At 52.2% G+C, this 17,206-nt stretch carries 16 protein-coding genes; 3 read left to right on the top strand and 13 right to left on the bottom strand.

Features of this window, described 5'->3' with window-relative positions:
- Positions 1-33 precede the first annotated feature (33 nt).
- The 3 genes from F3J40_RS25280 to F3J40_RS08490 all read left to right on the top strand — a co-directional run bounded on the left by F3J40_RS25280 (position 34) and on the right by F3J40_RS08490 (position 5,034).
- Positions 34-2,973, top strand: coding sequence for a salicylate synthase (locus tag F3J40_RS25280; protein ID WP_167013672.1), 2,940 nt, complete (start codon positions 34-36; stop codon positions 2,971-2,973).
- Positions 2,974-3,172: 199 nt separating this feature from the next.
- Positions 3,173-4,219, top strand: coding sequence for a fatty acid desaturase (locus F3J40_RS08495; RefSeq protein WP_167013852.1), 1,047 nt, complete (start codon positions 3,173-3,175; stop codon positions 4,217-4,219).
- A complete protein-coding gene (locus tag F3J40_RS08490; RefSeq protein WP_167013670.1) occupies positions 4,216-5,034 on the top strand; it encodes a phosphate/phosphite/phosphonate ABC transporter substrate-binding protein in 819 nt (272 codons plus the stop codon). Before F3J40_RS08495 ends, F3J40_RS08490 begins: the two co-directional genes overlap by 4 nt.
- Here F3J40_RS08490 and F3J40_RS08485 read toward each other — a convergent pair.
- The 13 genes from F3J40_RS08485 to F3J40_RS08425 all read right to left on the bottom strand — a co-directional run bounded on the left by F3J40_RS08485 (position 4,958) and on the right by F3J40_RS08425 (position 16,951).
- Entirely contained in the window at positions 4,958-6,268 is a 1,311-nt protein-coding gene (locus F3J40_RS08485) for an NtaA/DmoA family FMN-dependent monooxygenase (RefSeq protein ID WP_167013668.1), read from the bottom strand. The genes F3J40_RS08490 and F3J40_RS08485 overlap by 77 nt on opposite strands.
- Before the next feature lie 46 nt (positions 6,269-6,314).
- Positions 6,315-7,214, bottom strand: coding sequence for an ABC transporter substrate-binding protein (locus F3J40_RS08480; protein WP_370659859.1), 900 nt, complete (start codon positions 7,212-7,214; stop codon positions 6,315-6,317).
- A gap of 41 nt (positions 7,215-7,255) precedes the next feature.
- On the bottom strand, positions 7,256-7,924 hold the full coding sequence (locus tag F3J40_RS08475; protein ID WP_167013666.1) for an ABC transporter permease: 669 nt from the start codon (positions 7,922-7,924) through the stop codon (positions 7,256-7,258).
- Positions 7,924-8,553 carry an ABC transporter permease gene (locus F3J40_RS08470; RefSeq protein ID WP_167013664.1) on the bottom strand — a complete coding sequence of 210 codons (630 nt, stop codon included), beginning with the start codon at positions 8,551-8,553 and terminating at the stop codon, positions 7,924-7,926. The genes F3J40_RS08475 and F3J40_RS08470 overlap by 1 nt, the downstream gene beginning before the upstream one ends.
- On the bottom strand, positions 8,546-9,622 hold the full coding sequence (locus F3J40_RS08465; RefSeq protein ID WP_167013662.1) for an ABC transporter ATP-binding protein: 1,077 nt from the start codon (positions 9,620-9,622) through the stop codon (positions 8,546-8,548). The genes F3J40_RS08470 and F3J40_RS08465 overlap by 8 nt, the downstream gene beginning before the upstream one ends.
- A gap of 475 nt (positions 9,623-10,097) precedes the next feature.
- Positions 10,098-10,532, bottom strand: a complete 435-nt coding sequence (locus F3J40_RS08460; RefSeq protein ID WP_167013660.1) for a hypothetical protein — start codon at positions 10,530-10,532, stop codon at positions 10,098-10,100.
- Between the two features lie 52 nt (positions 10,533-10,584).
- Entirely contained in the window at positions 10,585-10,887 is a 303-nt protein-coding gene (locus tag F3J40_RS08455) for a hypothetical protein (protein WP_205297253.1), read from the bottom strand.
- A gap of 127 nt (positions 10,888-11,014) precedes the next feature.
- Positions 11,015-11,326 carry a hypothetical protein gene (locus F3J40_RS08450; protein WP_167013658.1) on the bottom strand — a complete coding sequence of 104 codons (312 nt, stop codon included), beginning with the start codon at positions 11,324-11,326 and terminating at the stop codon, positions 11,015-11,017.
- Positions 11,327-11,349: 23 nt separating this feature from the next.
- Positions 11,350-11,532 (bottom strand): hypothetical protein, encoded by a 183-nt coding sequence (locus tag F3J40_RS08445; protein ID WP_167013656.1) that lies wholly within the window; start codon positions 11,530-11,532, stop codon positions 11,350-11,352.
- Positions 11,533-11,576: 44 nt separating this feature from the next.
- On the bottom strand, positions 11,577-13,676 hold the full coding sequence (locus F3J40_RS08440) for a peptidase domain-containing ABC transporter (RefSeq protein WP_205297252.1): 2,100 nt from the start codon (positions 13,674-13,676) through the stop codon (positions 11,577-11,579).
- Complete coding sequence (locus tag F3J40_RS08435) at positions 13,669-14,943, bottom strand: HlyD family secretion protein (RefSeq protein WP_167013653.1); 1,275 nt, start codon at positions 14,941-14,943, stop codon at positions 13,669-13,671. The genes F3J40_RS08440 and F3J40_RS08435 overlap by 8 nt, the downstream gene beginning before the upstream one ends.
- A gap of 74 nt (positions 14,944-15,017) precedes the next feature.
- Positions 15,018-15,452, bottom strand: a complete 435-nt coding sequence (locus tag F3J40_RS08430) for a toxin-activating lysine-acyltransferase (RefSeq protein ID WP_167013651.1) — start codon at positions 15,450-15,452, stop codon at positions 15,018-15,020.
- The gene (locus F3J40_RS08425) at positions 15,452-16,951 is read right to left on the bottom strand and encodes an MchC protein (RefSeq protein ID WP_240155351.1); all 1,500 of its coding nucleotides are present in this window, start codon (positions 16,949-16,951) and stop codon (positions 15,452-15,454) included. The genes F3J40_RS08430 and F3J40_RS08425 overlap by 1 nt, the downstream gene beginning before the upstream one ends.
- Between the last annotated feature and the right edge of the window lie 255 nt (positions 16,952-17,206).

The raw sequence follows: 17,206 nt of genomic DNA, 5'->3' as shown, positions 1-17,206 counted from the left end.
ACGCCGGTAATTCATTTCGGCAAGGAGAACACCATGAATGAACGCCAACGTTACAGTGCCTGGAGTGATAGTGAGCGTGAGCACTATCGTCAGCAGGGTTACTGGACCGATAGGCCATTGGGCCAACAGTTACGTGACTGGGCGACACAGCAACCTGACCAGATCGCGCTGGTTGCGGGAACACGCCGCCTGAGCTACGCCGAACTGGATGCATTGGCGGACAGGCTGGCTGCAGGCCTCGCCTGCCGTCACATTCGCATGGGTGATAACGTCCTGCTGCAACTGCCTAACAGTATTGAGCTTGTTGCCACCCTGTTTGCGCTGTTCCGGATTGGAGCCCGTCCGATTCTGGCGATGCCCGGCCAAAAAGCCGCGGACATTGATGCATTATGCACGCTGGCAGAACCGGTTGCCTGGCTCTACCCTGAACGTTATCTGGGCAATGACTATCAGGCACTGGCGCAGGATATCTCAACCCGACATCCTGCTATGCAGTGCTGGCAAATCAGCGCCCACGAAAATACAGATTCCCCGATGGCATCGTTTCAGGCCGAACCGCAGCAATTCCGGCTGCCACATGCGGAAGATATTGCTTTATTGCTGCTCTCCGGCGGCAGCACCGGCACGCCGAAACTGATCCCACGCACTCATGCGGATTACCACTATAACGCCCGCCGCATGGCAGAAATTTGCCAGCTTACGCCGCAAAGCGTCTATCTTGCCACGCTGGCCGTGGCGCACAACTTTACCCTTTCCTGCCCCGGCGTGCTGGGCACGTTGCTGTCAGGCGGAAAAGTGGTGCTGGCGCAAACTTCGGGCTGCGACGAAATTTTTCCGCTAATCGAGCAGGAAAAAGTGACCTTTACCGCGCTGGTGCCCCCGCTGGTCACACTCTGGCTGGAGTGCCGGGCATGGGACGATAGCGATCTCTCCAGCTTACAGCTCATTCAGGTTGGCGGTGCACGCCTTGAAACTTCACTGGCAGCGAAAGTGAAACCCGCGTTTGGCTGCCAACTCCAGCAGGTTTTCGGCATGGCTGAAGGGCTGATTTGCTGCACGCGGCTTGATGATACGGATGATGTTATTTTGCATACCCAGGGTAGCCCCATTTCTGATGCGGACCAGCTGCAGGTGGTTGATGCCACCGGGTTGCCCGTGGAGCCGGGGGAAGCGGGTGAACTGCTGACGAAGGGCCCCTACACCATTGGCGGTTACTATCGTGCGGATACGCAGAACCTCCACGCGTTTACGCCCAATCGCTTTTATCGCTCTGGCGATATTGTGCAGCTTACCTCAGCGGGCAATATCATTGTTGCTGGCAGAATCAAAGAGCAGATTAACCGGGCCGGTGAAAAAATAGGTTGTGCAGAGATTGAGTCACTGATTGTGAGTCATCCTGAAGTGAGCAGCTGTGTGGTGATCGGCATTCCCGACGAACGTCTGGGAGAACGGATCTGCGCCTGCTTCCAGGGTGATGCAACACTTACGCTGGCAACATTGCGCGGGTTCCTGCAACAATCGGGTCTGAGTGATCATAAGCTGCCGGACCAACTGTTCCCGGTGAAAAGCTGGCCGTTAACCGCAGTCGGTAAAATTGATAAACGCCAGTTGGCAAAGATGGCGCAACAGACGCCATCCCGAGCTGAAGCTAGCCACTCGCTGGAGGTGCAGGCCGAGCCGCTTGATATCCTCTACCATCTTCTTCAGCACGAAATGGACAATTACATCGCCTATGAGCGTGATGAAAGCTGGGATATCGGCATCGGAAGCCAGGCGCAGATCGTGCTGTTTAAAGATCGAGCTGAACTGACTCAGCCCAATAGCCCGATGAAAAGCTGGCAGGAAGGAAGCTGGCAGGAGAATCTGCAACGTGCGCTTCAGGCGTTGCCCTCTGGTCAGTGGCAAGCCTGCGGCATTAGCCACTTTGAGCTCGCGCGATTAATTCATAACGTTGCGTTGCATACGCTGCCTGAAACCACAGCATTAATCACGCTGGTGATTCCGCGCGTCACCCTCAAACTAAGCAGAGGAACCGCCCAGCTTACCGCATCCAATCCAGTGGAATTGCAGCAGCTGCTGGCGCGCGTCAGGGAAGCGGATCGTACTGCTGAGATCCCAGCGCCAAATGCGGACTGGCAGGCTGCTATTGCGCATCGCATTCGTGCGCAGGACGCCCATGACTACTGCCAGCGGGTAGGTTGTGCGGTAGAGGAGATCCAGCGCGGAACCTATCAAAAAATCATTCTTTCACGCCGCATTACGCTGACTGAGCCGGTTGATCTGCTGGCGAGCTACCATCTTGGTCGCCGCAATAATACACCCGCGCGATCGTTCGCGGTCAGGTTAAACGGTGAAAGATTTGTCGGCTTCAGCCCTGAGACGGTGGTTGAGGTTTCACCCACTGGCGCAGTCAGCACACAGCCGCTGGCAGGCACGCGCGCGCTGACACACAATGAGGCCGAAAATCTGAGGCTGCGTGAAGTGCTTACCAACGATACCAAAGAGATCGCCGAACATGCGGTATCGGTGAAGTTGGCCGTTGAAGAGCTAACCCCCTTGTGCGTTGACGGTTCAACGCACGTGAGTGATTTTATGAACGTATCGCGGCGAGGTAGCGTACAGCATCTGGCATCTCGCGTTCGCGGGCAGTTGCAGGAAGCATTAACGCCCTGGGATGCATTTGCGGCTCTGTTCCCGGCCGTAACGGCCTCAGGTATCCCAAAACGACCCGCGATTGAAGCGATTGAACGGCTGGAACCTGCTGCACGCGGTGCCTACAGCGGCAGCGTGTTCACCCTCAACAGCCTGGGTGAAATGGATGCTGCGCTGGTGCTCCGTTCGCTATATCAACTGGAACAGGGTGTTGCGTTACAGGCGGGTGCAGGGATTATTGACCAATCAATACCAGAGAGAGAACTGGAAGAAACCATCGAAAAACTACAGTCGGTGAGCCGTTTTATTATTCCCAGCTAAATAGCGCAAAGGGATGATGAAGGGCTGTTATGGCCCTTTAATCATCACCAATACAGATAGGAAGAGAAAGACGCGGGTCCGTTTTACAGGGACACTTACAATACCATTCCTGTTCTGCTAATAGCAGGTAATCGCATTTGTGCCGCAGGGTACAGCGGGTAACATTCTGCCGATGGGTATCATGACATCGGTTGGCTTAATGACTGGAAAAACGTCGGTCTATTTAGATCAGGAACAACGGGAGCTGATTGCCCGGCTGTCGGCCAGTTGGCTGTGGCGCAGCGAACTGCCCACCTGGCTGCTGATCGTCGTCATTTACGGCGGCTGGGTTGTTACGGTTGCCTGGTGGCAAACCCTCGGGCTGCTGCCATCCACGCTGTTGCTTATCTGGCTAACCACCTGGTATATGTCCTTGCAGCACGAGTTAATCCACGGCCATCCGACCCGATTCGCACGCCTGAATCAGCTGTTCGGCATGCTGCCATTCTCGGTCTGGTACCCTTATGGTGCCTATCGCGATCTTCATCTGACCCACCATATTGATGAAGACCTGACCGTGCCGGAGACTGACCCGGAAAGCTACTACTTTACCCGCCGCCGCTGGGCGCATTTTAACGGTGTGCAGCGTCAACTGGTGCGCCTGCGCAACACCTTTCCCGGCCGCTTCCTGCTGGCCCCGCTGCTGACAATGTTCTGGGCGCTGGCCAACATCTGGCATTCATTTATACAGGGGGATCGCCCCGCCATCGTGATGTGGCTGGTACATTTCATCCTGCTGCTGCCGGTAATCGGCTGGCTGCACGTTTATGACTTCCCTCTGGGGTGGTATCTGTTCGGGGTGACCGGACCGATGCTGGCGATGACCTCAGTGCGCTCGTTCCTCGAACATCGGGCGGAAGAGGCCCCAGAAGCCCGTTCGGTGATTAACGAGGCCGGGCTGTTCTGGCGACTGCTGTTTCTTAATCTGAATTATCATGCGGTACATCACGACCTGCCGCGCATTCCCTGGTACGGGTTGCCGGTGGTGTATCGTGCCGGTAAAGCGGCGTATCTGCGGCGCAATCAGGGTTTTTTCGTTAAAGGGTACGGTGAGCTGATGCGCCAGCATCTTACCAGGCCGATAAAGGTCGAAATCAATCCGTGGTTCCCCGACGGACGCCCGGACACCAGGCCTCTGCAGTCGCAGCAGCATCCTGAAAAAACGCCAGTCACCGACGTTGCCTCTGAGGCTGGAGCATCACCATGACTCAACTGCTGTCTCTCCCTATGTATGATGTGCAGCCTGCGGATACGCGTCTGCTGGTGGACGCGCTGCGCCAGCTGCTGGAACAGGGAGGGATTGATGGCTGGCATTACGCTGAGCCCAGCGATCGGCTGGCGCACTGGAAGGCGCCGTCTTTGCTGCTTAGCCAGACCTGTGGCTATCCGTTGTGCGCGCTGCTGCCTGAAGCGCAAGTGGTTGGCACTTTCCATTACGACGCTCAGGGGTGCAGCGGCTACCGCTATCGCAGCAGGCTGGTGGTGCGGGAGGCCGACGCTGCTAAACGGCTGGTTGATTTTGCGGGCAGGCGTGTGGTGTGCAATAGCGAGGATTCGTTGTCCGGCTTCCATACTCTGCGCGCAGAAATAGCCGCGCTGCAGCAAAACGGTCGTTTCTTCTCATCGCTGTTGTTCAGCGGTGGCCATCGCCAGTCATTGCTGGCCCTCCAGGATAACGTGGCCGACGTGGCAGCGATCGACGCAGTCAGTTGGGCGCTATTTAGCCGCCACCAGCCGACATTGTTGCAGGGACTTACGACGATTGGTTACACCGCTGAACTGCCCGGTCTGCCGCTGATTACTGCCAGTGGCACCTCAGTCGCCACGCTGCGAAAATTGCGGCAGGCGCTGGCCCGGCTGGTCAGCGAACCGCAGTGGCGGGAGGTCTGCGCACGGTTGCTGATTTGTGGCTTCACCGCAACAAACCGCGAAGATTATCAGCCGGTCAGCGTGCTGGTAGCCCCAACTTCTGCCGCAGCGTTCCCGGCTGATAAGCCGTCTTCATCACACCTCGCGCTTTAAGCAGCGGAGCGACCTGCGCAACAAAGTTATCAAAATCCAGCGGCAGGAAGGGGAACATCAGGTTGTAACCGTCCACAGCCCCGGCGCTGAAGGCGGCGATCAGCGTTTCGGCGACTTCTTCGGCGGTGCCGATGACCAGCCAGCTGTCCGAGCTTTGCAGCAGCAGTCGACCCAGCTCCAGCACCGTTAAACCAGCATCATAGCCGCGGATGATCTGCAGCGCGGTGCGTATACCGTCAAAATGGTCTTCCTCGGGTAGCGGCGGCAGCGGTGCGTGGGGATCGGTGCCGCTGAGGTCCATTTGCAGATAGGTGCCGAGCAGATCCAGCGCCATCTGGTCGTTCATCAGCGACGTCACCAACGCCTGTCGTTCAGCCTTTTCTGCCGCGCTGTTCACCACCACCGGCAGCACGCCGCCAAGGATTTTGAAATAGCCGGGGTCCCGCCCCAGCGCCCGCAGACGACGGTTCATATCCGCGCGGTAGGCAATCCCTTTGGCGATATCGCTCATAAATACAAAATGCATATCCGCCTGGCTGGCGGCGAGCTGCTTGCCGGCTTCTGAAGAGCCAGCCTGCACTATCACCGGGTGTCCCTGCGGCGGTCGTGGCAGATTCAGCGGGCCGCGCACCTTGAAGAATTTACCCTGATGGTGCAACGGATGCACCCGCTGCGGATCGGCGAAGTCACCGCTCTGCTTGTCTAACAGCACCGCCTCCTCTTCCCATGAATCCCATAGCTTGCGCACGACATCGATAAATTCAGCGGCGCGCTCATAGCGCTCGCCGTGCGCTGGCAGCGTTTCGCGTCCATAGTTGGCGGCCTCTTCCGGCAGCCAGGAAGTGACCACGTTCCAGCTGGCCCGTCCCTCACTGAGAAAATCCAGCGATGCAAAGTAGCGCGCCAGATTGTACGGCTCGTTATAGGAGGTCGAGGCAGTGGCCATCAGGCCGATGTGATCAGTCACCGCGGCCAGCGCCGCTAACAGGGTGATCGGCTCCAGCCGCAGGTTCGCATAATGCGGAATACCGCTGGGCACCGTATCCCACACCGCCACATGATCGGCGATGAAAATATTATCCATCACCGCCTCTTCAGCGCGGCGCGCCAGTGTGGCATAGAACTTCAGAGTGAAAATCTCCCTACCGGGGGACTGCGGGTGCCGCCAGGAGAAGCGGTAATCGCCCTGAGGATTGAAGAAGAACAGATTAAAAATAGCCGTGGGTTGGGTCATGCTGATCGCTCGCTAAGCATGGCGTCCGCTGTCGGACGCCTCTGAATTAATTGGCCTTCAGGTTGGTTTTAACCCACTGCTCGGCGACCTTAGCCGGGTCTTGATGCTCGACGTCGACCGCCTTATTGAGCTCAATGAGATCGGCGGTGGTCAGGCGCGCTGACACTTGATTAAGCACCTGCTCGGCTTTCGCTGATACCGTGCCTTTATGCACCAGCGGCACCACGTTCTGTGCGGGTTGCTCATGTTTATCATCTTCCAACACCACCCACTTCTCTTTCGACAGATCGCCCTGGGTCGAGACCACCGTCGCTACGTCAATTTTTCCCGAGTTAAGCGCCAGTCGGCTGAGCGGCCCACCCATATCCAGCGACCTGAAAGCCTTAAACTTGATACCGTAGACCCGCTCCAGCCCCGGCAGCCCGAGCGCTCGGGTTGCCACTTCCGGTGGGCCACCGACCACCAGTTGCGGTGCCACTTTCGCCAGGTCAGACAGCGTTTTCAGCTGATACTTTTTCGCCGTCTCTGCGCTCACTGCCCAGGCGGTAATCGAACTCGCCTCCGCCGCGTTCAGTAAGGCAAAGTCCGCTGGCAAGGTGGTGGTCAGTTCGTGAGTGACTTCCTGTTGGGTAGTCACCTTGGTATCTGGGTGATAATGGTTTAACAGCGCCCCGAGGTATTCCGGTACCACGTCCAGCTCGCCAGCTTTCAGCGCCGGAAGGATGATTTCGCGGTTACCGAGATTAAGCCGGGTTTTAACCTCAATCCCCTGCTGCTGCAGCGCCGAGGCATAGATATTGGCCAACACAGTCTGCTCAGAGAAGTTGGCCCCTCCGACGGTAACGGTCTCAGCGAGGGCAGACAACGACATCGCGCTCAACCCCATTGCCACCAGCGTTGCCTGGGTTAATTTACGTTTTGCAAACCACCATTGTTTCATCATCATCATGTTCTCTTATTCATCGTGCGTAGCAACTACGCGGGGAGTTAACGGGCGGCGAGCGGCGTAAAGGCAAACCAGCGCCGGGCAATCAACGACATCAGTAACTCACAGCCAACGGCCAGCAGCGAAACCACCAGCGATCCGGCAATGACCTGCGGGAAATCACGCTGGCCGAGGCCATCAATCAAAAAGCGGCCGAGACCATCGAGTCCGGCATAGGCGGCCACCACCGCAGTGGCGATCAGCTGTAACAGCGAGGTGCGGATACCGGCAAAAATCAGCGGCATCGCGAGCGGAATACGTACCTTCAGCAATGCCTGCAGCGGGGTCATGCCCATTGCTTTCGCAGCATCGTGCAGGGTTCTGTCAGCCTGGCTGATGCCGACGTAGGTGTTAGTCAGCATCGGTGGAATTGCCAGCGCGACCAGGGCGATAAACACCGGCACATCATTGAAGCCAAACAGCATGATGCACAGTAAAATAATGCCCAGCGACGGGAAGGCCTGACCGATATTGAACAGGTTGATCGCCAGAAATGCGCCGCGCTGCAGGTAGCCAAACAGGATGCCCAACGGCTGGGCGATAAGCGCAGCAATCGCCAGGCTGACCAGCACGTAGTAGAGATGTTGCACCAGCCGATGCCAGATGCCGAGATCGCCGCTCCAGTGTGTGCCCTGCAGGAACCAGTGCCAGGTATCCATAATTATCGTCATTAGCGCGTCCACCGGGTTAAACGATAGCCGATACGGGTAATCAGCAGGTCAAGCATCAGTGACAGCAGCAAGCTCAGTGCCAGGCTGGTCAGGATGGGCGTCAGGAAGTCTTGGTTAAAGCCGACGATCATTAGCTGCCCCAGCCCGCCCTGGCCAATCAGCGCGGTGACAATCACCAGCCCGACCAGCGTCACTGAGGCAATCCGCAGCCCGGCAAACAGCGACGGCAGGATCAGGAAGATTTCAATGTCAGTAAATCGCCTAAAGCGGGTGTACCCCAGTGCGCGCGCCGATTCGAGAATATCCGGTGGCAGATTTTGCATCCCCGCCAGCACGTTGCGCATCAGGATCAGGAGAGAATAGAGCGTCAGGCCGATCACCGCGGTGGTGACGCTCAACCCGGTCCACGGCAGCAGCAGAATAAACATCGCCAGCGAGGGGATAGTAAACAGCACGCTGCTCACCGAAATCAGCGGCCCGGCGAAAGACGGCCAGTGAGTGCAGATCAGCAGCATCAGCGCCGTTAACAGCGTACCGAGCGTGAGCGACAGCAGCACCATTTGCAAATGTTCCAGAAACAGCTGAACAATCATGGCGGCGTTGTCGGCGATCCAGTGCCACTCAATCATGTCGGCCACCCTGTAGGTTTTGCAGCGCGGCACTCAACAGTCCGCTGTCGACCGAGCCCGCGTAGCGGCCATCTTCGCTGACCCTTATCAGCACCCCCTGTGGCGCGTTGAGCAGATCGTTGTAGGCGTGCAGCAGCGACTGTTCGTCGCGCACCAGCCGTGGCGACACCGTATCAACACCGCCCTGCCAGCGTAGCGGGCGGCGATCGCTATCAACCATAAGCGGATGTTGCACGGTCAACAGGGGAAAGTCGGTGGAGAGCCGCTGTCCGTCAGCAGCAATCAGCGCCACGTCATGGCGAGGCAGATCACCGACGCGCAGCCGAGCCAGACGCTTGAGCGCCGGCTCCGGCCCGATAAAGTTCTGCACGAAATCACTGGCCGGGTGCGACAGGATCTGGTCCGGGGTGTCCAATTGCGCGAGAATGCCGCCTTCCTGGAAGATGGCGATGCGGTCACCGAGGCGAATGGCTTCGTTAATGTCGTGGGTGACCAGGATAATCGTTTTATGCAGGCGGGCCTGTAACGCCAGCAGCTCTTCCTGCAGCTTTACCCGTACCACCGGATCGATGGCCGCGAAGGGTTCGTCCATCAGCAGGATCGGTGGATCGGCGGCCAGCGCGCGAGCAATCGAGACGCGGCTCTGCTGGCCACCGGAGAGCTGATGGGGATAACGTTTTAGCAGCAGCGGGTCCAGCGACATCAGCGCCACCAGCTCGTCAATGCGGCGGCTGATGGCGTGCTTATCCCATTTCAGCAGTCGCGGTACGGTGGCAATATTTTCCGCCACCGTGCGATGGGGAAACAGCGCCGGACTTTGCATCACAAAGCCGATTTGACGGCGTACCTGAATAATATCTGCCGTCGAGAGCGCTTCGCCCTGAATGTAGACTTCGCCCTCGTCAGGAATATCAAGGCGATTAATCATCCGCAGGGTGGTGGTTTTTCCGCAGCCGCTTGGGCCGACAAAGGTGCAGATTTCTCCCTGATTGATGTTTATATTCAACGATTTGATAGCATGTCGGGCATTGCCGGGATAGGTCTTGGTGATATTTTCCAGTCGAATCATAATGCCTCAGCATTTCTTCGGTATTGCGCGGTCACATGCATTTCGGCAGGCTCACACTCTCTTGTTTAGAATTTCCCTGCCAACACTATGGCATGGCTGATCTTCATCACAAATTCAACATCCGGAAATCGAAATAATAAATATAGCTTATATTCACTGAGGTAAAGGTTCTGTTGAATCAATTGGGTTTCTGTAAAATGTGCGGTGATTTCGGGGCTAAACTGAAAGCGTGTGACGGTGCAGCCATCAAAGTAGGTGGACAGCCTGAAAGCCTTCACGAATCGGCGGCTACGTACGCGTTTCTGGATTTGCGGGTCGCGTACAGTTAGCCGGTACTTTGGTCGCGCTGCGACGTTGTATGCTCATGCGGTGGCGCGCAGCCTGAAGTCTTGAAGATGTACATTCAAGACCTGCGAGGCTGACGACTCTTCGAGGAAAAATAAGATTACATAAGGAATATAGCCGTCACTTTATATTATTTTTTAATTTTGAGAATTTTGGTTATATTTTTCAATATGTTATAGGGCCCAGTGAGCACCAGTGCGTCATCGTGTTCTTTTATAGAAATACACTGGGGTTTAAATTCCAGGAATTTTTTGACACTTAATTCGTAGTCTCCCTGCGCATTTTTTTTGTACTTTCTCTCTTCAAGAAGATCGATTATATTACCTACATCCATTGGCGTATTAATATAAAGGCGGCTAACACAGGTCATCCAGCTGTTGATAGATAACCCGCAGAGCATTCCGATCAGGCCATCTATGGTATTCCCATGGGCGAAAAGAGGAAATACCCATAGAATCATCGCTGTGAAAACAAGTGAAACAAAAATGCTAAATAATATATGATATTTATCCATGCGCCATTGATCAAGCAGGTTCAATCGTTTAATTCTGTATTTGAAAAACATTGTAGTTCTCCTTGGTATCAAGAGCAGCGAAAGCTGCTCCAATATAATAAAATCAAGAGCCCGATGAAGAAGATGACGATGAATCATCACCAAAATAACTGCTGATAGAATCAATACCGGCAGAGATAGCAGTACCTATAGCATCTCCACCCAAAAATCCTACGGTTGCACCAATTCCTCCTCCAATAATTGACCCAGCAGCTCCGCCAAACCCCAAACCAATTAAGGCCCCCTCTTCACCGCCCGCAATGGCGCCCGCAGTGCCTCCTATGCCCGAACCAGCGGCTTGAGCTGCCCCAACAATATCAGCAGCACCGCTGATCATTCGCATCTGGTCTGTAGTTAAATTACGCATAATCTTCCTTATTGATTAGTGTTTTAAAAATTCCACACAGAATGACAACAAAAAATCACATTAATCAACAGATGATAATAACTATCACTATTAATCATTGTGTATATTTAGATTAAATATTTATTTTCTACTGTCCATTACTAACCCCATCGTTACTTTGTGACCAGCCACTATCACCTAAGGATGAATTATAATTAGCATCAAATGATCCTAATCCTTCAGTAATAGGTGAAGCTACGGTATAGCCTGATCCTATATTATCATACAGTGTTTTCCCTACATATCCTCCGATAGCTCGACCAGCATTGCCTCCTATTGCACCCCCAACATCTTCACCAACTGTACCCCCAACATATGAACCTACCGCGCCAGCAACCAGTTCCCCTTGACTCGATGCACCGTAAACTGATTCCATATCCGTAATTGATATTTCTCTCATAACTATATCTCCATGTTAAGTCATCACTTTCTTTTTTTTAATTCATCGGTAACAACCATAATAATACCGACGATAGAACAAACTACTATCATACCTAGTACTTTTTCATCAAAAAAACCAGAAAGATAGAAAACGAATGACAAAATAAAATAGAATGGACCCGTTTTTTCTATGAAACGCAAAAAATAAAAAGATAGCTTCTTCATTTTCCACTTCCGTCCTTGTTAATACATGGGTGAATTGATGATGATTAATTCAAGTAGATCAATCTATCAACAGCCTTCAAAGTTTTTTCCCGATGAGCCACGATGATTCTTGTTATATTCATGTTCTTTATCGCACCATTGACAGAGCGTTCACTGTCCATATCCAGTGAGCTTGTGGCTTCATCCATAAATAAAATTGTTGGTCGCCTGTACAATGCGCGGGCAATAAAAACACGCTGTTTCTGTCCACCTGAAAGACCTTCGCCTAGTTCGCCAATCAACGTTTCATAGCCCATCGGCATCTTGATAATAACGTCATGAATATAACCGGCCTGTGCGCACTCAATCATCCATGCTTCATCGACATTGTCTGTAAAACCGCAGATATTCTCGCGTATCGATCCTGAAAAAAGCCTGTCATCCTGCATTACGCAGGCGATCATTTGTTGATAATTGTTTAAACCCAATTTCCGGATATCAACACCGTTAACCATCACCTTGCCTGAAGTAGGCTCAAATAACCCGGATAAGACTTTTATCAGAGTGCTTTTACCTGAGCCTGAAGCCCCGACGATAGCCACGCTCTCCCCCGGTGATACGGAGATATTAATGTTGCGTAGTACGGGTTCCGACTGGCTGTCATAGCTGTAATCTATAGAAATCGTTTCCAGGGCAGCAGGCTTCCTCACGCCGGGAACAATAAGGCTGGTCTTTTGTTCTTCACGCTCGTGCAGCGCAATATCCGCGATACGCTCGTTATGCAGGCTCATCATACGTAGCTGCAACACAAAGTTTGTCAGTGAAGCCACGCGGTCGGAAAATTGCCCTCGAAACGATCCAAAAGCGACAAACATGCCGATGGTTAAATGATTGTCCATGATAAGACTGGTGCCCAGCCATAGAATGGCGATTTGATCGCAGGTAGCAACAAACGTATTGATGCCACCAAATAACAGATCCATTTTGTTGAGCTTAATGCTGGTGTTAATGGCATCTATTTTGAGATTGAGCCAGTGTGCTCCTCTGCGCTCGCCCATACCCTGAACCTTGACGGTGGCAATGCCATACAAAGTTTCCATGAAGTAGGAGCTGGCTCGAGCTTCACGCACCAGTCTTTGTTCTGATAACTGGCGATAGTAGCGGTAAGTGAACAGGCGCATTAGCACGTAGATTGCTGTGAAGCCAAGCACCACCCAGGTGAGATTACCCCCGTACAACACCAGCATCACCACCAGCCCTACTACCATGATGCCATCCATCATCGCCCCAACCACGCTGGTCGTGAAGGTGGTTCGTAGTGCATCCAGTGAACTAAAACGCGACTGAATATCGCCCAGTTTACGCCGGTCAAAATAGGTCAGTGGCAGCTTGAGGAGGTGATTAAATAATCCTGACTGCCACTGGACATTGATCAACGCGCCCATCACTAATGATGTCCAGGCACGTAATGTCCCCGTTGCCGCTCGCAAAAAAATAAAAAACATCAATCCGGCACAGATTAATGTCAGTAATCCCCGATCCGCCGCCGGTATTGCATGGTCCATGACGAGCTGTGTCCCAATTGGCATCACCAGGTTAATGGCTTCAATGACCACTGACAGGAAGAAAATTTTTGCCAGGGTCGTGTTGATGCCATAGATGCTATTGATGAGCGTATGGAGTTTGATCCTGGTTTTCGTCGTCTCCACAATAAATTCACTGCCGGGCCAGGCCTCCAGAGCCACGCCGGTGAAATGGGCGGAAAATTCTTCCATACCCACCACACGCCTCCCCCGGGCAGGATCATGCAAAATAAATTTATTGTTTTTAACACCCACCAGTACCACAAAATGGTTAAATCCCCAGTGCAAAATACTGGGGGCTTTTAAGGCGCTGACCTCTTCAAGCTCCAGAGAAAGTGCACGGGTAGCCATTCCCAACTGTTCCGCAACCGAAGTAAGGCCGGAGAGTGAACTGCCCCTCGCGGATAGATTAAACTGCTGTCGTAGTGCGATCAGGTCAATATTCTTTCCGTAATGACCACACACCATTGCCAGACAAGCCAGACCACATTCTGAGGATTCGGTCTGATGTACCACCGGCGTTTGTTTACGCCAGCGCATGTCTAATTGATCAATAAGATGACGGAAGCGGTTCTCACGCATCGACTGCCCCCGTTGCACTGTGCTTCATATCGTAGAAAGGAGAAAGCATCCATTGGTAGATCCTTCTCTTTTCCAGAAACAGGGTACTTTCAGCCTTCATGCCATTTTCAAGCGGCATGGATTTTCCATCGTATGAAATCGACTGTTTTTCCGGTGTCACCACGACTTTGTACCAGGGGCCCGGTGAATCCGGTGTGATTTTTGGGGCACCAGGATAGGTCATCATCTCTTGTGTTGATGCAGGTGCACTGCTAATCGCCGTAATTTTTGCGGAAAATTGACCGAATTTTGCCGCAGGAAAGGCGGCATAGCTTAGATTGACTTTGTCACCGAGCATCAAATAGGGAACAACATCATTGGGCACCCACAACACCAGATAATAGTGTTGAATATTCTTTGGAATCAGCTGTAACAGGCTATCGCCCGCACTCACCATCTGCCCGACGGTCACACTCATCGAGTCTACCCGGCCATCCGAGAGCGCTCTGACGATATTGGTTCCGCCAACGTCAGCATCAAGCAGCTCTTTTTGAAGATCATAACGTTGCAGTTCGGTTTGATAGATACGATTATCGAAGTCAGCGGCTTGCGTCTGGATCTGACTTTCAGTGGTGGTCATCTGCAATGCATTTTGATCATTCTGGCCAGTCAGCCCCAACAGGCTGTTCTGTTGCTGATAGTAAATTTCTGTCTGGTAAGCCAGCTGATCTTTTGTGATGAGACCTTTGGTCTGGTAGTTACGGTAACTCTCCATGTTAGCTTTCATAATATTGATGCCTACCTGCGCATTTTTAACAATCTCTGATGAGCGACTGTAAGCTTCACTGTATTGTTGGCGCTGTTTTTCCAGCGTTGCCAGCGTGACTTTTTTACTTTCTTTTAATCTCGCAATGATATCGTCAATGCGCACAATCTCACTTTCAATAGCACTGCGCTTATTAACGCTGACGACACCATCCTGCGTGCTCTTACTGACATCAATCTGATAAAGCGGCTCGCCCTTTTTGATTTGCTGCTGGTCGTGAACATACTGCTTCACAACAACACCCTGGACATCAGAATAAATATGAACGGCACGCGGCCATGTAGTGACTTCGCCGCCGACATTGACCCTACGGGTATAATTTCCAAGTGTAATGAATGTCAGGAACGCAGTAATAAAGAGCAGACATCCTGCCACGATCGGCCACAGGGGGATGCCAGGAAGCAGAAGTGCCCGGCCGCGCCAGTGCCGATTTTTGTGTTTGATCGCATCCTTACGAAACAAAGCTTTTTTTCCTTTATAAAAGTTATTTTGATGAAATGTAGACGAATTTATACACGATTTACTTAAACATTCAGTCAGGAGAACACTTTTATTGATTGATTTCTTCTGCTAACCCAACGCACCTGACCTTCTCCCCAGGGACGTATTCTTTTTAACTTTTTGATGACTTCCAGGGAATAGCCGGGGGCGCAACAGAAATCAAGCAGCCAGATCCTTCCTCCCTCATTCCACTCAGAGGGGTGTAGGTTGAATTTTTCATCATTGAGCATCCTTAATTCAGTGTCTGCTTCCAGATATGCCCAGGTGATGTAACCCAATGGCTGATTGTGACCATCAAAAAAGAATTTTATCTGGTGATGATTGATGGCGTATTCAGTCCAGCGCTGAATGCTTAATACAGGATATAAACTGTAATTGCGATGTTTCAGCATACAGCTTACGGCAAACCCAATCTTTTCGTGAGTTGACCACTCGTCCTTGCCATCACATAACTCGTGAATATATTCCATTAGAACCTCTTTGTCGCAATAGTCCCTAAGGCATCACGGGCAAACGCCTTCTTATCTGCCACCATGTTTGAAAGCGCCTTATACAAGGCGGGTTCATCATGCACATAGCGCGCTAACAGTTGGTTAATCTCACTGAACATCTGAAGCTTGTGCAAGTTGGGACGCGGTTGCAGTCGCAGAAGTCCCAGATGTGCTAACTCACTGTCGCTCTTCTTGATAAACGGGCGAACAACGAGTAAGCAGCGCTGAAGCTGCTGAAAGCCGCGATTATTTTGCAGTTTTCTATCTTGTATCTCCCCATATAACTGGAGCACGACCCGCTCCAGCAGTGCCGGGCTTTGTTCTTCAGATGTTCTGTCACAAAAATGATGGCGTTGATATGCCAGAAGTTGAAGAAAACGCGTGACCAGATCTTTGAAAGCCTCTGGTGCAGTATTCAGTGATACCGTCTCATCAAAATCAATCCCCAGCAGTGACAGATAGCCGTGCAGGCAGGCCAGCTCGAAAGTCTGCACAAACATTTTCTGAATTTGTTGTGATGCATGGAGGCTAAAGTCCACCCCATATAGATATTTGCCAAGATATACCGTGAGGTCAGTGAGTCCTTTGCGCACTATCGCAGGCTCTTTCATCATCTCTTTCAGCCGAAGCTGATAACCAAAATCATAAACATTATCTGTGGGAAAAAGACACCCAAGACCATTAAAGTCTAGCAGGCGACCATCAATAGCCACATTTGAGGGCGATGTGGTGATTTTCAGAAACCGTGTGCGGCAATAGGCCAACTGCCAGGCCAGGCGGCGTGCCAACTCACAGAGTCCTTCGATACACTGCACTTGAGGAGAATTCTTCGCCTCAGGGCTGTAGCCGCATTCAGGTTGTGGTAAGCAGAGAGGCAAATGGCTGATGACAGCACGAACCCGACGGGCATCGTGCATCAGTTGTCCTGAGAATTCTTCTTTAGGCCTAAAATAGGGTGCGCGCTCGAAGTGGGCTGGACGAATGGCCGGACTTCGGACGAGTAAGGCTCGGCGGTCAGAAAGTGTAATATCTTCTGGGGCATCATGAATATAGCGATCGGTAAGAAGAATGGCCTGTACTTTAACTGCGCCAAACGGCAACACCTCATCGAGGATTTCGCCCCAAATAGCTTCGTAAATGGCTTCGGTCACGCCGAGCGTGCCATTGGCATGCTGCCAACTGGTGCCTTTGCCGACTAAAGGATTTGCGCCAATACCTTTAACCTGATATTCACCGAATATGCCACAACGGGCCCCCCCGCCATTGCGTTGCAGTCCCCTGCCACCATATCTCTCCGCAAGAAAAACTCTACTCACTGCTGGACTCCCTGGCTGGATCATGTAACTACATGCATCCTGCATAGCAGCAATACTTTCTGTTTCAGGCCCAGACCATAACAAACTTGTATTTACTTTGTGGGCAAGAAAAGGAATGAGGTTAGCAGCGAGTTTTTCCTGAAGAATTTTGGTGCTTAACATAAACCGCTCCGTGGTTAATATTGAAGATCCCTGTCATTTTTCAACAGCACTCATAAGTTTACAGGTGATATCCACTTTCACCTTTCATGATGCTGCTCAACTTGTTCATCCCAAAAATGAAACACCGAAATGGCAACTCACTTTTCGACATATTTAAGCTCAGTCACGCTGATAATTTCTCAATAATAGGGATGAACATTTTTTGTAAATAGTGTAATGATAACGCTTATCATTTTCCAAACAACGTAACAAAAT

The sequence above is a fragment of the Candidatus Pantoea multigeneris genome, assembly GCF_011752615.1.
In the GTDB taxonomy this organism is placed as follows: Bacteria; Pseudomonadota; Gammaproteobacteria; order Enterobacterales; family Enterobacteriaceae; genus Pantoea; species Pantoea multigeneris.
The sequence above is the reverse complement of the archived record's forward strand: the minus strand, read 5'-3'. Positions and strand labels throughout refer to the sequence as shown.